This is a genomic window from Saprospira grandis str. Lewin, from assembly GCF_000250635.1.
GTDB lineage: Bacteria > Bacteroidota > Bacteroidia > Chitinophagales > Saprospiraceae > Saprospira > Saprospira grandis.
The window spans coordinates 1,631,373-1,644,537 of the sequence record NC_016940.1 but is presented as its reverse complement, the minus strand read 5'-3'; the positions used below and the strand labels follow the sequence as shown (position 1 = coordinate 1,644,537).

Sequence of the window (13,165 nt, the reverse complement as noted above, 5' to 3'; positions counted from 1 at the left end):
TTTTTTTGGGGCCCGCGGCCGGCTAGGCTGCGCCTAGCTCGGCCGCCGCTATGCTGCGGGGCTCGCTCTTCGCTCGGCCCTTCGCTGCCTTCGGCAGCTCGGTCTGCGGCTGCGCCGCACCCGCTCCGCAGCGCTGGGCCAAATGGCCCTCCTTTGCTCAAACTTACTTAAATACGAAAAATAGGGGTTGAAACTTGCGTATCTCTTTAAGTCTGCCTATATTTAGTATATTACTTAATGTAGTCACCTTAATTATTATGAAAAGCAAGAAGTTAATCAAGCAGATGCAGCAGGAATTGCGTCAGATGAAAAAGATGTATAAGGCCAACAAATCGCTTTTGCAGGGGCGGGCAGAGGGGCGGCAGTTATTGGCCACGATAAAAGACTGGGAGCAAAAGATCAAGCAATTGGGCAAGTTGTAGGTTTATTTTGCGGTTTTGCAGGCGCGCAGCGCCTCGGCTGAGGGGCTGTAGCAGGGCCGCCGCAGGCGGCAGACCGAGGCGCTTGCGCCGATGGGCCGAGCGAGCAGCGAGCTGCGCAATGGCCCGACCCGAGCGAAGCGAGTGGGCAGCCCCAAAGCAAACAGAAAGTCGCAGAAAGGAAAATAAAAAACAAAAAGTTGCATTTTTTTGCGCCAATCTGTTTTAAGATTCAAGCTTTAGCCTTAGCTTTGTTATAAATGTGAAACACCCTTTTTGAGAGCGGGCATAGCCCAAGAAGCGACAGACAATAATGCTAAAATCTTTACAGATAGAAAACTATGCGATTATCGAGTTTGTACGGCTCGATTTTCATCAGGCCCTGACCATTATTACGGGAGAAACTGGTGCGGGAAAGTCTATTATATTGGGGGCTTTGGGCCTTATTCGGGGCAAGCGGGCCGATACAAAGGTCTTGTATGACTTGAATAAAAAGGCTTATGTAGAGGCGGAGTTTTCGCTTTCGGCCAGTCGTTTTTCGGCCTTATTTGAGGCCTTAGATTTAGATTTTCAGGAGCAGACGATTATTCGGAGAGAGATTCGGCCATCGGGAAAAACCCGAGCCTTTGTCAATGATAGTCCTGTAAAATTGGAGCAGCTCAAGGCGCTTGCCGATCGTTTATTGGATGTGCATCAGCAGTTTGACACCTTAGATATACAGGAGCCCGATTATCAGTTGCATATTATGGATGCTTTGGCGGGCAATCTGGATGATTTGGCTAAATATGAATTATTGTATGGTCAATATGAGGGGGAGAAGAGCCAATTGCGGGCTTTGGAGCGCAAGCAGCGTTCGGCCTTAAAGGAGCAGGAATTTATTGCTTTTCAGCTCAAGGAATTGCTAGAGGCTGAGCTTTATGCGGGCGAGCAAGAAGAATTGGAGCAGGAGCAAAAGCAATTGAGCCATGCGGAGGACATCAAGCGGGTGCTTTCGGGCTTGGTGATGGGCCTAACGGAGGAGGAGCCTTCTTTGAGTGAGCAATTGACTGTGATGAGCAATCAATTGTATACGGTATCGGATTATCAGAAAGATTTGCCAGAATTGGCGGAGCGTTTGGAGGGCCTGCGTTTTGAGTTGGAGGAATTGAGCAATGGCTTGAATCGCATTGCGGAGGATACGGAATATGATGATGAGCGTTTGGAGGAGGTCAATGAGCGTTTGGATTTACTTTTCCGCTTGCAGAAAAAGCATCATTTGGCTTCGGAGGAAGAACTATTGGAGTTGCAGGAAGAATTGCAGCAGCAATTGGATGGTTTTGAGGGTTTGGAGGAGCAAATAGAGCAGCTCAAGAGCAGTATTATTAAGAAGGAAAAGCAGCTTTGGCAGCAGGGCAAGGCCTTGTCGGCCAAGCGAGAAAAGGCTATTGGTCCATTTGAGGGGCAGCTTAGAGAGTTGTTGCAGCAGTTGTCTATGAAATATGCTCGTCTCAAGGTAGACCTTGCCGAGGCCAAGGATTTGGGCCCTAAGGGCATTGACCAACTGCGGTTTTTGTTTTCGGCCAATAAAGGAGGCCGCTTAGAAGAAATTCGGGGCATTGCCTCTGGGGGAGAGCTTTCGCGTTTGGCCCTATGTATAAAATCTATGATGGCGGGAGCGATTACCTTGCCCACCCTCATTTTTGATGAAATTGATACGGGGGTTTCTGGAGAGGTGGCTTTGCAGATGGGGCAAATCTTGCAGCAGCTATCGGCAGCGCATCAGGTAGTGAGCATTACGCATTCGCCGCAAATAGCCGCCAAGGCCCGTAAACACTACTTTGTGCACAAAGAGGTCATAAAAGATAGAACTGTGACAGCCATAAAAGAACTGGAAAAAGAAGAAGAACGGGTAGAGGAATTGGCCAAAATGCTGAGCGGGAATCCGCCTTCTGCCTATGCAAAAGCTAATGCAAAAGAGCTTTTGGCTCGATAGTGGCCCAGAGATAGAACCAAGTTGAATAAAAGTTCGTACCTTATAAAAAGGAGCGAACTTTTATTCTTTTAAGGGCTTTGTAGCGGCTTAGAATAAGGGAGAAGGCAACAGATTTGTTATTTAATTCGTTTTAATAGCTGAACTTATGCAAAAAAGCTAATTAGGCTAAACTGTTAAAAATCAGCGGATTTAATTGCAGGAGTGTATTTTTGGCCTTATTTTGCTATGCTCTATAAGAAAGGAGGCAAAAATATTGGTTTGTTCTTTGCCCTATAGCGCTCAACTAACAACTAGCTTATTTTGGGTTTAGCCTTAAGTAGCTAGCCGCTAAATGATATTCAGAACATTTAACAAATTTGTATCTAGATGAACATTAAAACTACACTAACACTAGTTTGCGCAGCCATGATGGGCATGCAGCTTCAGGCCCAAAATGTGGGTATTGGAGAGCCCGCCCCCAGTAGCAAATTAGATATCTTGCAAACAGAAACAGCAGGAAGCTCGCTTGAAGTAAACCATACAATTACGACCAATGGTAGCTCGGCTATCTTTTTGCGCAATTCTGGAACAAACCGCGCACTACATGCACAAAACTTATCAACAACAACAACTTCTTCTATCGCTCGCTTTTTGCAGTTAGGGCAGGGGAATGGTGTCGAAATAGATATGGATGCGGCTAGCCCTTCTGGTATTGCCAGTTTTTTAGTCAATAATGCAGGAGCTGGTTTTGGGGGCTACTTCATTCAAGCTGCGGGTAATACTCGCCCTGGTTTGTTGGTCGATCACTCTGGTTCTGGCTATGGCATGATGGTTTATCAAAATGCGACAGGAAACGGGATATACAATGATGTGACCAATGGAACTGGTTTTGTCAATATTATCCGTGCCGATCAAACGGGTTTCTTGGGTGATCATACCACCGCTGGGGGTACTGGTGCCTCAATTAGCCTTGATGTTCAGGATGGTATTGGCTATATCGTAGATGCCGATAATGGGAACTCAACAACTCCTGCTACTGCTGGTGGTGATGTATATGGCTTCTTTGCCAATGTCTATACGGCTAGTCCCGTTGCGGCAGGAACAATTGCAGGGGCTGCTTTTGCTGCTACCCAAGGCGGCGTTAGCCATGGTATGCTAATTAACCATACTGGTAGCCAAGGCCGTAATGCCGAGTTTAACATTAACGGCGCTACAAATGCTGATGAAACCGTTTTTGCCACCAACTTGGGACAAGGACCTGTTTTTGTTGGTCAACAACAGTCCGATGTTTTGGCAGGAACAATCACAGCCGCCAACTTTTCTTACACAGGTGCCGATCTAGATGACCATATTGGGGTGGAAGGTTCTTCTACTCCAGCTGCAGGCTATGGTATTGGTGTACAGGGTACAGGAAATTACTATGGTGTTGTGAGTATAGGAGATATGATTGCTACTGGAGACCTCACTGCTTTTGGAACAAAGGCCTTTACGATTGACCACCCTGAAGATCCTGAGAATAAAATGCTCAAGCATTTTGCTATTGAATCTAATGAGGTGCTTAACCTTTACAGAGGAATAGCTCAATTGGATGCAAATGGCCAAGCTACGATTGAGTTGCCTAGCTATTTTGATGATATCAACACAAATTTTAGCTATCAACTAACTGCTATAGGTACCCCTGAACAACCCTATGTAATGGAGGAGGTAAATAATAATAAGTTTGTAGTGGCAGGCAAACCTGGTACAAAAGTATCTTGGACACTATACGCAGAACGAAATGATGCCTATATGAGAGCTCATCCAGAAGCAGGACAGGTTGAGGTAGAGAAAAAAGAAAATAATAAAGGCAAATACATTCGCCCAGAACTTTATAATGCTTCTCCCGATAAGGCAATCTTTAAGAGCCATACTGTTAAGAAGCAATCTTCAACAATTCAACTCCCTAAAGGTAAGGAACTGCAAAATCAACAACAAGATCGTCCCGCAATCAAAATTCAAAAAGAAACAACAGAACTGCCAACACTAGATTAGTTGGAGGATTAAGTTTTAGTCTTTATAGAAAGGCGAGCCAATACGGCTCGCCTTTTTCTTTGGCCCAGCCTTTGCAAAGCCCCTTTGGATTTTCTTAACAAGCAACTTTTAAATTATGAAAAACTATTTGTTACTCGCCTTTCTCGGACTTTTTATGGGCAGTTTGCAGGCTCAGCAATCAGATGAGCTCTCTATCCAAAAAGATGGTATTCAGTATAGCTATCAGTATAAAATGCTAGAGAAAAAGAAGAAAAAGGACCAGTACCTCATCCGAAGCAAATTAGAAAATGTAACCAATGAAAGTTTGTATTATGAGGTGCCCGCTGGCGATTTGCTCGATATGGAGGAAGAGGGCCTAGCGGTGGTCCGTATCCATAATACGAAGGGCCTTTTTGCCAACCGAGGAAGCTGGACCGTAGGCGAAAAGACAAATTATAAAACTAAATCAGGCGGAACAATCTATGAAATTCGCCCACATAGCCCAATTAGCAAAGAGATTAAGAGCTCGGTGGTGAAGGGCAGAACTCCCGAAATGACGGCCGAAATCTATAAGCAAGTTGGTCCGCTCTCCAATTTTGATATCGATTTTATGCAGCCAGAGTTTATCAATGGAAACTGGACGGCCGACTGTGGTAATTTTAGCTTCCAATTGAACTTCAACCGAGATACGCTCAATAATATCGAATTGACGCAGTTGGTTAATAACCGCAGCTATACCTATATTCATAGAGGCAACCAACGCTTCGAAAGAGCCGATAACCCTAGCTATTTTATCCTCTTTGCCGCCGATGGAAAGTCTTTCCAATATACCGCAGAAGATGGCCCCGTTTGTAGCTGGCGCAAGAACTAATTCTTGGCCCTAAACAAAAAAAGCCGAGGCGAATGCCTCGGCTTTTTTTGTCCCCAGATCTAACTCAATTCCTCTTTCTGAGGAAGTTCCTTATAGATCTCAAAGGGCCAGCCATTCCGCATCTGGTTCTTGATGGGGTCCAGCAGTTTGCGAATCGTACTTTTCTTGATCCGCTTGTATTTTTTATCAATCAATAGCCCCATATGCCGCTTTAGGTAGCCTTGGTCATATTGGCCCTCTGGCAAATAGGTGAGCCGGCCCTTTACATAGGCCTTGCCCTTAAATTCCTCGGTTCCCCGAAGCTTGGGCAAGCGACCAATGACTAAAATGTAGTCTTCATCCACATTTTTGCTGTCCATAATGTCCGAATCACTACTCTTTTTCTTGTAGGGATAGGCTTCCATCACAAAAAAGGGCTTAACGACCAATTTAGATTTACAGCGGTCCTTAAAGTATTTGAGGTCCTTTTTTAACTGCGCTTCTACCTCTTTTTTGGTAAAGCGCATAGGCGTTCTATGGTCCTCTTTCGAGTTTTTGGTAATATCTAAACGGGCCTTTTTATTGTCCTGAGGCATGGGCAAATAACCCACTTCTTGGGCGGGTTCTGCCTCTTCTTTGGTCTCTTTTTGTCCCCCAAAAAGACTAGAAAGGAGGTCGTCGCCCTGAGCATCTTGCTCGGCCAAAGGCGCTGTTTCTTCCCCCTCTTTTTCCTCCTCTTCTACAAAGCTCCAATCAAAATCTTCCTCTTCTGTTTGGGCAAAATCATCTTCTTCCCAAGAAAACTCCTCATCTTCTTCCTCAAAGTCATCTTCCTCCCAAGAAAAGTCATCCTCTTCATCAAAATCGTCTTCCTTCCAGTCAAAGTCGTCTTTATCGTCGGTCAAATTCATAGTTAATCCATTTTAGCTTTCCTAAGATAGGCATTTTTAGCTAATCTCACTAAGGCTTTTTCTTCTGTTTTTTGTTTTTGGGGCTGCCCCGCCCTGCGGGCGGGTCGGGCCATTGCGCAGCTCGCAGGTCTGCTCGGCCCTGCAGGCTTTTTCGCTTTGCTTCAAAAGCCTTGGGTCTGCCGCCTTCGGCGGCCCTGCTCCAGCCCCTCAGCCGAGGCGCTGCGCGCCTTTGCGGCGGCTTCGCCGCCTGTCTGCCGCCTAATCTAGACTTTGGTAATATTGGTAAAGGTTATACATCAGCATATAATCCAGACCATTGTATTCAAAATGTCGGCCCCAGGGGTTGCCATTTTTTAGTTCGGGGTGCACCCAGCGGTCAAAGCCCATCCAGCCGGGCACTTCTTGGCAGCCTGGGGTGCCAAAGCAGGGGCCATCCCAGGGGGCGCTTTGCAAGAGTTGTTCTATCTCTTTCATTTTTATGGACCGATGTAATTTTCTGCGGTTGACAATGGCGTCTACAAAGGCCCAGGCAATAAAGTCGTGGCGTTGGCAGTAGCGGGCCATCTTTTTGGCCGACCAAGCATTGACCAAGATGGCGGATTGTACAATCATGCCTCTATTGTGTTTGGGCATGGGCAGCCGCCAGCCCAAAAAGGTAAAGGCGGCTAGGCCCCAGCCTTGGCTGCCTTCGCCTTGGTAGTTTTGGCCCGTATAGGGGCCGGCTAGGCGGTTGCCGCCTTCAGCTAGGGCATAATTGAGCATGCGCAGATCGCCTCCCCATTGGTTGGGGATTTTTTCGCCATTTGGGGCTTTGAGGGTCCAGTTTTCTTGCAAAAAGTAGCTTGAGAGCCGATGCACTTGGCCCGCTACTTTTTCATCAAAGCTAGGCAGGCTATCTTGGTACTTTTGGCCTTCTAGCAATTGGGCCGTAAGCAGCCAACCGACATAGAGGTAAAAGACTTGGTCTTGGCTAATGAAGTAGCCATCTTTGGCGCTAGGGGCTTGGCAGGCAGCCGAGGCGCGGCAGCAATTGGCGCTATCAAATTCTAGATAAAAATCGGGGGGGACATCATCTCGGATGAAAAAGCCATTGAGGCTAGGAGGGAGGCCCAAAAAGGTTTCGGCTTGTTTGTCTAGGCGGTCATAGGCTTCTAGGGCCAGCCAAAGTTCTTTGAGGCAGGCCGAGCGGTCTTGGCCTTTTTGCTCGAGCAGTTTGGCTTCTAGGGCGAGGGTAGCCATATAGAGGCCTAAGTGGATGGTGGCATCGCCCCATTCTACTAGTCCTTGGCCCTTTTGGGTGCTACATTTGTCTCGGAGCATATGCCAGTTGGTTTGGCAGTTGGCCGTTGGCATTTTGGCCCCCATTGGGATAGATTGGCCGGGGCCTTGGCCCAGGCGGATATACTCTTTGAGAAAGCGAAAGCGGTAGCGCCAATATTTTTGTTCTAGGCTATCTTTGGGCGATAATTGGGCCGAGCTATGGGCGCATAAAAAAAGCAGGCCGAAGCCGAGCAGCCAAAAGCGGAGCCCTTTTGTGGAGCGGCCTAGCGATGTGGAGGGGTGGCCCATTGGGCCAGACCGAGCCGCCTTGGCGGCGAAGGGCCGAGCAGACTTGCGAGCCCCGAAACGTAGCGCCGCAAGGCCAAAGGCCGCAGCGGAGGCCCCAAAAGAAAAATACTTCATCATATTATCTAGTATTAGGGCCATAAAATAAAAAACTTCCCCCATAGCCGAAACTAAAAAGGGAAGTGCGCAAGAGTATCTTGAGTAGGGGCCTTAATTAGGCATCTACGGCATGTTGTTTTTGTTCTTCGATCTCATCGACCAGTTCTTTATCGTAGCCCACATAAATATGGATCCAGATAGAGCGGGCCAGGCGAGCATTGATAGGCAGGATCACGATAGCGCCTAGAATAGCGACTAGAAAGGCCATATTCACGCTAAGTCCGGCAACAAACATAAGTAGGGTTACAGAGCTGAGCATGTAGCCACCGCTAAGGCCGTAGCCGATATACATAGCGCCCCAGAAAAAACCGGGCTCTGTTTCGAAGCGTTGGTCGCAGTAGGGGCAAGTTTCGTGCATATTATAAATTCCGCCAGTAATGCCAGTTTTGAACATATCGCCTTCATGGCAGCGGGGACATTTGTTGAGCAAAATGGCAGCGATTTTTCCTCTTTTAGCCATAATTATTTGCAATTTGTAGTGTCCTTGATGAGAGGGCACAGATGATGATGTATTGGGCTTGAGCTCGTCAGGATGATGGATAAAAAAAAGAGCTCAAGCGCTTTGCTTGTGTATGACAAATATAAGTATTTTTGGCAGCTTGGCAAGGTGACTGTTATCACAGTTATTGTTCGTTTTAGCAAGAAAAGAATAATTAAAAATTTGATTATCAATAAAATAAATGTATAAACATGAGAATTGAGGGAATTGATGCTGTTGAATTAGAAGATTTTATCAATAGAGCGATCAAAGAAGACCTAGGAGATGGGGATCATACTTCTTTGGCCTGCATAGATGAGGCGGCCCAAGGGACGGCCAATTTATTGGTTAAAGATGCGGGAGTTTTGGCTGGAGTAGAGTTGGCCAAGGCTATTTTGGCCCAGCTCACGCCCGAATTGAGCATAGAGGTATTTTTGGAAGATGGGGCCAAGGTGGCGGTAGGCGATATTGCCTTTCGTTTATCGGGGCCTAGTCAAAGCATTTTGAAGGTAGAGCGCTTAATTTTGAACTGCATGCAGCGGATGAGTGGAATTGCCAGTTTGACGGCTCGTTATGTAGAAGAAGTAGCGGGTTTGAAGGTGCAGTTATTAGATACGCGAAAAACAACGCCTACGCTACGTTTTTTAGAAAAATGGGCAGTACGCATTGGCGGCGGCAACAACTACAGAACGGGTTTATATGACCGAATTATGATTAAGGATAATCATATTGATTTTTGTGGGGATGTGCAGACGGCCATTCAGCAAGTGTTATTTTATTTGGTGGCCGAAAATAAGGATTTGGCCATTACGGTAGAGGTACGGGATATGGCCGAGCTAGAAGCCGTTTTGGAAATGGGGCAGGTGGATCGGATTATGTTGGACAATTTTAGTCCGGCAGAAATCAAAACCGCCTTGGCCAAAATTAAAGGAGAATTTGAGACCGAGGCCTCGGGAGGCATCACCTTAGAAAACCTTAGGGCTTATGCCGAAACGGGCGTCGATTTTATTTCGGTAGGGGCATTAACCCACTCTTTTCAGAGTTTGGACCTCAGCTTGAAAAAAAGCTAGATTCAACAGAAAAGCCGCTGAAGGAATACTCCTTCAGCGGCTCTTTTACTAGATCCCAATATAGACGTAGGCTACTATAAAAATAGAGAAGAGCTGTAGCCAAAACTTGGGGTCTTTGTAGACCAGGCTGCCTTCTTCCCAGATAGAGCGGAGGAGTTGTGAGAAAATGAGAATATAAAGGGTAATAACTAGTAGCATATATTTTTTAGAAATGAGGGGTGAGTAAATGTTCTATTTTGAATTATCAAAAATTGGTCCATAAATGCCTGTAGATTAGGTAAAACGCCTAAATTATAGGATTAAGAACTTCTTTGATGTAGAAAAGCGTCCGACTTTATATAATTGAATGTTTAATGAACCCATTCGAAATGGCTGGCATGCAATTATTGATTTTAGGACAAAATAAGTTGGTATCTGAAACCTTGGCCGAGCTCTTGGCCGAGCAGAGTAGTCTTGCGCTAGCTTATCTAGCTTTGCCGGCTTGTGCCGCTTGTTTTCTCAATGAGCAAAAAGAGCAGTTGAGCCAAACCAATATTTTTATTATCAATACCGATGACGCCTACCAGAAAGGAGTAGAATGCCTCAAAACCTTAAGAGATGCTTATCCAGATGCGCCTATTTTTGTGGTTGATCAGCATGAGAGCCCAAGCCTAATTGCGCTTTGTGCAGCAGCTGGCGCCAATGCCTATTTCTCTCTTTCGGGCCCATTAAACAAATTGGAGCAGGCAATTAGTAGCTGTTTAATAAATAGCTAATAGATTTTGTCTATTGGGTTAAGTCATTGTTTATTAGTGGGATAACTGCTGGTTTTTGCCAGTTATCCCGCTTTTTATTTGCCCTAATAGGGGCTAAACAAACAGAAAAACGGCCCTGAAGACTATACAACTTTCAATTTTTTTTGAAAACTTACATTAAGATAATTTTAAGGCCATTTATTCTAATTGTTTGTAAATCAGTGCATTATGTTTTGTGCGGCTCTTAAGAGTAAGCTAAATTAATTGATGTAGCTACATTTAATTAGAACAAAGTTTTGTTTTTTGTTTAAGATTGCCTTATATTTGAAGTGTTGAAAGTTCAACAGTTTTTAAGAATCACAAAAAATGCATGCCTTATGTCTAGCTCTGAATTTAGCGTTCAAATCCATGAAATGGCGGGCATCCTTCAGGCCTTTGCCTACAAACTGACTAAAAGCTCAGAAGACTCTAAAGATCTTTATCAAGAAACGGCCTTTAGAGCGCTCACCAATAAAGATAAGTTCCGCCCGGGGACCAACCTCAAGGCTTGGTTGTTTACTATCATGCGCAATATTTTCATCAATAATTATCGCAAGAAGATGAAGGCCAATACTATCTTCGATGCTACCGATAATCAGTATTATCTCAATACTGGAGGGCAAACGGTTTCTAATGGGGCCGAGTCGGGTATCCTGATGCAGGAGCTCCAAAAAATGATTGCCTCTCTAGATGATAGTATCCGTATCCCCTTTATGATGCATTACTATGGCTATAAGTACCAAGAAATTGCCGATCAGTTGCAGTTGCCTTTGGGTACCGTTAAGAGCCGCATTTTCTTTGCCCGCAAAGAGTTAAAAGCCCTGATCCATAATCGCTATGGCGATACTTTGGGCCGTACAAAATAAGAATTAGGCTTTTTTATCCTGACAATTGAAAAGCCATCTAGAGCGCTCTGCCTTCGGGCTTGGCGCTTTTTTTGGGCCAAAAAAAAGCAGCTTGCGCATTGCGCAAGCTGCTTTTTCTGCTAGGAAGAGGGCAATTCTCTAAAGACTGCCAATCATGTTTTCGGGGCGAACCCAAGCATCAAACTCTTCTGCGGTCAAATACCCTAGGGCCAAACCAGCTTCTTTGAGGGTGCTGTTTTCTTTATAAGCCTTTTTCGCAATTTCAGAGGCTTTGTCATAACCAATATGCGTGTTGAGGGCCGTCACCAACATCAAGGAGTTCTCCAAGTTTTTGGCAATATTGTTCAATTGAGGCTCCAACCCAGCAATGCAGTTGCTCTCAAAAGAGCGACAAGCATCTCCAATCAAACGAGCCGACATGAGAAAGTTGAAAATCATCATGGGCTTGAAGACGTTGAGCTGAAATTGCCCCGTCATGCCGCCTACGTTAATGGCTACATCATTTCCAACAACCTGTGCCATGGCCATAGTAAGGGCCTCGGCCTGTGTGGGATTTACCTTGCCAGGCATGATCGAAGAACCGGGCTCATTGGCGGGAATGGTGTATTCTCCAATTCCACAACGTGGACCAGAAGCCAACATCCGAATGTCATTGCCAATTTTCATCAAAGAAACGGCCACAGTTTTCAACGCGCCATGAGATTCTACAATGGCATCATGTGCAGCCAAAGCTTCAAATTTATTGGGGGCAGTCACAAAAGGCAAGCCCGTTAGGCCCGCAATCTGAGCCGCTACCTCTTCGGCATAACCCGCAGGGGTGTTCAATCCAGTCCCTACTGCGGTTCCTCCCAAGGCCAGTTCGGCCAAATGGGGGAGACTATTCTTAATGGCGCGAATGCCATGATCCAATTGCGCCACAAAACCAGAAAGCTCTTGGCCCACCGTCACAGGAGTGGCATCCATAAAGTGTGTGCGACCAATTTTTACTACCTCCGCATAGGCTTTGGCTTTCTCATCCAAACGATTGCGCAATTGCTCCAAACCGGGAATCGTGTTCTCTACCAACATTTTATAGGCCGCAATATGCATGGCCGTTGGAAAAGTATCATTGGAAGACTGCGATTTATTGACGTCATCGTTGGGGTGGATTTTTTTCACCTTATCCTCCAAACTACCGCCCAAAAGTACATGCGCACGATTGGCCACCACTTCGTTCATGTTCATATTCGATTGCGTACCAGAACCTGTCTGCCAAACCACCAAAGGAAACTGATCATCTAAAGCGCCCGTAAGCACCTCATCGCAAACTTTAGCAATGATTTCAGCCTTATCATCAGCCAAAACCCCCAATTTGTTGTTGGTCAAAGCTGCCGCTTTCTTCAAAATGGCAAAAGCATGCGTAATCTCCAAAGGCATGCGCTGCCCTCCAATCTGGAAGTTTTCCTTAGAACGTTGCGTTTGTGCGGCCCAATATTTGTCGGCGGGCACTTCTACATATCCGATAGAATCTTTCTCTTGACGAGTCGCCATGAATCTTGATTTTTTTAGGTCATAAAAAAGCAATTTACAACTTCTATATATAAGTATGGCGATTTTATTACAGTTTTTTATAGGGGCCTCCGCAGCTGCGCTGCGGCCCTACGTTTCGCAGCTCGCTGTTCGCTCGGCCCTTCGGCCTGACGGCCTCGGTCTGCGGCTTCGCCGCACTGCTGCACATCGGTAGGCCAAGTCGCTGCGCTCCTTTGCGGCGGCTGCGCCGCCTGCTTGCCGCAAAATGAATACTTAGCTGCTATTTAAGGCAATTTTAGATGAGGTTTTATCGGCTTTGGAAAAAAATAATTTAGCAAAGTGCTAAGATTATCTACTCCTAAGTTTCGGATCTGTTTTTAAGAGCGACGTCCTTACAGCTGATCATGAATAATTTGGTGCTATTCAAGGCAATTTTAGACGAGGTTCTATCGGCTTTGGAAAAAGTAATTTAGCAAAGCGCTAAGATGATCTACTCCTAAGTTTTGGAGTTGTTTTAAAGAGCGACGTCCTTATAGCTGATCATGAATAATTTGGTGGTATTCAACACATTTTTAGATGGGATTTTCTCAGCATAGGAAAAAA

13 protein-coding genes are annotated in these 13,165 nt (G+C 45.7%); 7 read left to right on the top strand and 6 right to left on the bottom strand.

Annotated features, from left to right (window positions below; translation table 11 throughout):
- Window positions 1-194 precede the first annotated feature (194 nt).
- Window positions 195-422, top strand: a complete 228-nt coding sequence (locus SGRA_RS07320) for a hypothetical protein (protein ID WP_041329546.1) — start codon at window positions 195-197, stop codon at window positions 420-422.
- A 2-nt stretch (window positions 423-424) separates the two neighbouring features.
- On the opposite strand, the gene SGRA_RS23790 is transcribed toward SGRA_RS07320, so the two are convergent.
- Window positions 425-625, bottom strand: a complete 201-nt coding sequence (locus tag SGRA_RS23790; RefSeq protein ID WP_245538658.1) for a hypothetical protein — start codon at window positions 623-625, stop codon at window positions 425-427.
- A 107-nt stretch (window positions 626-732) separates the two neighbouring features.
- On the opposite strand from SGRA_RS23790, the gene recN reads away from it, so the two are divergent.
- From recN to SGRA_RS07300, 3 genes are all read left to right on the top strand, one after another.
- Window positions 733-2,391 (top strand): DNA repair protein RecN, encoded by a 1,659-nt coding sequence (gene recN / locus SGRA_RS07310; protein ID WP_015692000.1) that lies wholly within the window; start codon window positions 733-735, stop codon window positions 2,389-2,391.
- A gap of 366 nt (window positions 2,392-2,757) precedes the next feature.
- On the top strand, window positions 2,758-4,401 hold the full coding sequence (locus SGRA_RS07305) for an autotransporter outer membrane beta-barrel domain-containing protein (RefSeq protein ID WP_015691999.1): 1,644 nt from the start codon (window positions 2,758-2,760) through the stop codon (window positions 4,399-4,401).
- A 115-nt stretch (window positions 4,402-4,516) separates the two neighbouring features.
- Window positions 4,517-5,251: a hypothetical protein gene (locus SGRA_RS07300; RefSeq protein ID WP_015691998.1), complete on the top strand. Its 735-nt coding sequence runs from the start codon at window positions 4,517-4,519 to the stop codon at window positions 5,249-5,251.
- A 59-nt stretch (window positions 5,252-5,310) separates the two neighbouring features.
- On the opposite strand, the gene SGRA_RS07295 is transcribed toward SGRA_RS07300, so the two are convergent.
- The 3 genes from SGRA_RS07295 to SGRA_RS07285 form a co-directional block, all read right to left on the bottom strand.
- Window positions 5,311-6,141 (bottom strand): hypothetical protein, encoded by an 831-nt coding sequence (locus SGRA_RS07295; RefSeq protein WP_015691997.1) that lies wholly within the window; start codon window positions 6,139-6,141, stop codon window positions 5,311-5,313.
- A gap of 258 nt (window positions 6,142-6,399) precedes the next feature.
- Window positions 6,400-7,827 (bottom strand): hypothetical protein, encoded by a 1,428-nt coding sequence (locus tag SGRA_RS07290; protein ID WP_187288187.1) that lies wholly within the window; start codon window positions 7,825-7,827, stop codon window positions 6,400-6,402.
- 94 nt (window positions 7,828-7,921) lie between these two features.
- Entirely contained in the window at window positions 7,922-8,326 is a 405-nt protein-coding gene (locus SGRA_RS07285) for a DUF983 domain-containing protein (protein WP_015691995.1), read from the bottom strand.
- A gap of 230 nt (window positions 8,327-8,556) precedes the next feature.
- On the opposite strand from SGRA_RS07285, the gene nadC reads away from it, so the two are divergent.
- Window positions 8,557-9,414 (top strand): carboxylating nicotinate-nucleotide diphosphorylase, encoded by an 858-nt coding sequence (nadC, locus tag SGRA_RS07280; RefSeq protein WP_015691993.1) that lies wholly within the window; start codon window positions 8,557-8,559, stop codon window positions 9,412-9,414.
- A 48-nt stretch (window positions 9,415-9,462) separates the two neighbouring features.
- Here the strand turns inward: nadC and SGRA_RS23785 are convergent, their stop codons facing one another.
- Window positions 9,463-9,612, bottom strand: a complete 150-nt coding sequence (locus SGRA_RS23785; protein WP_015691992.1) for a hypothetical protein — start codon at window positions 9,610-9,612, stop codon at window positions 9,463-9,465.
- A gap of 155 nt (window positions 9,613-9,767) precedes the next feature.
- On the opposite strand from SGRA_RS23785, the gene SGRA_RS07275 reads away from it, so the two are divergent.
- Both SGRA_RS07275 and SGRA_RS07270 read left to right on the top strand, forming a co-directional pair.
- The gene (locus tag SGRA_RS07275) at window positions 9,768-10,169 is read left to right on the top strand and encodes a transcriptional regulator (RefSeq protein ID WP_015691991.1); all 402 of its coding nucleotides are present in this window, start codon (window positions 9,768-9,770) and stop codon (window positions 10,167-10,169) included.
- Window positions 10,170-10,525: 356 nt separating this feature from the next.
- Entirely contained in the window at window positions 10,526-11,053 is a 528-nt protein-coding gene (locus SGRA_RS07270) for an RNA polymerase sigma factor (protein WP_002659269.1), read from the top strand.
- A gap of 138 nt (window positions 11,054-11,191) precedes the next feature.
- Here the strand turns inward: SGRA_RS07270 and fumC are convergent, their stop codons facing one another.
- Window positions 11,192-12,583: a class II fumarate hydratase gene (gene fumC, locus SGRA_RS07265; protein ID WP_015691989.1), complete on the bottom strand. Its 1,392-nt coding sequence runs from the start codon at window positions 12,581-12,583 to the stop codon at window positions 11,192-11,194.
- Between the last annotated feature and the right edge of the window lie 582 nt (window positions 12,584-13,165).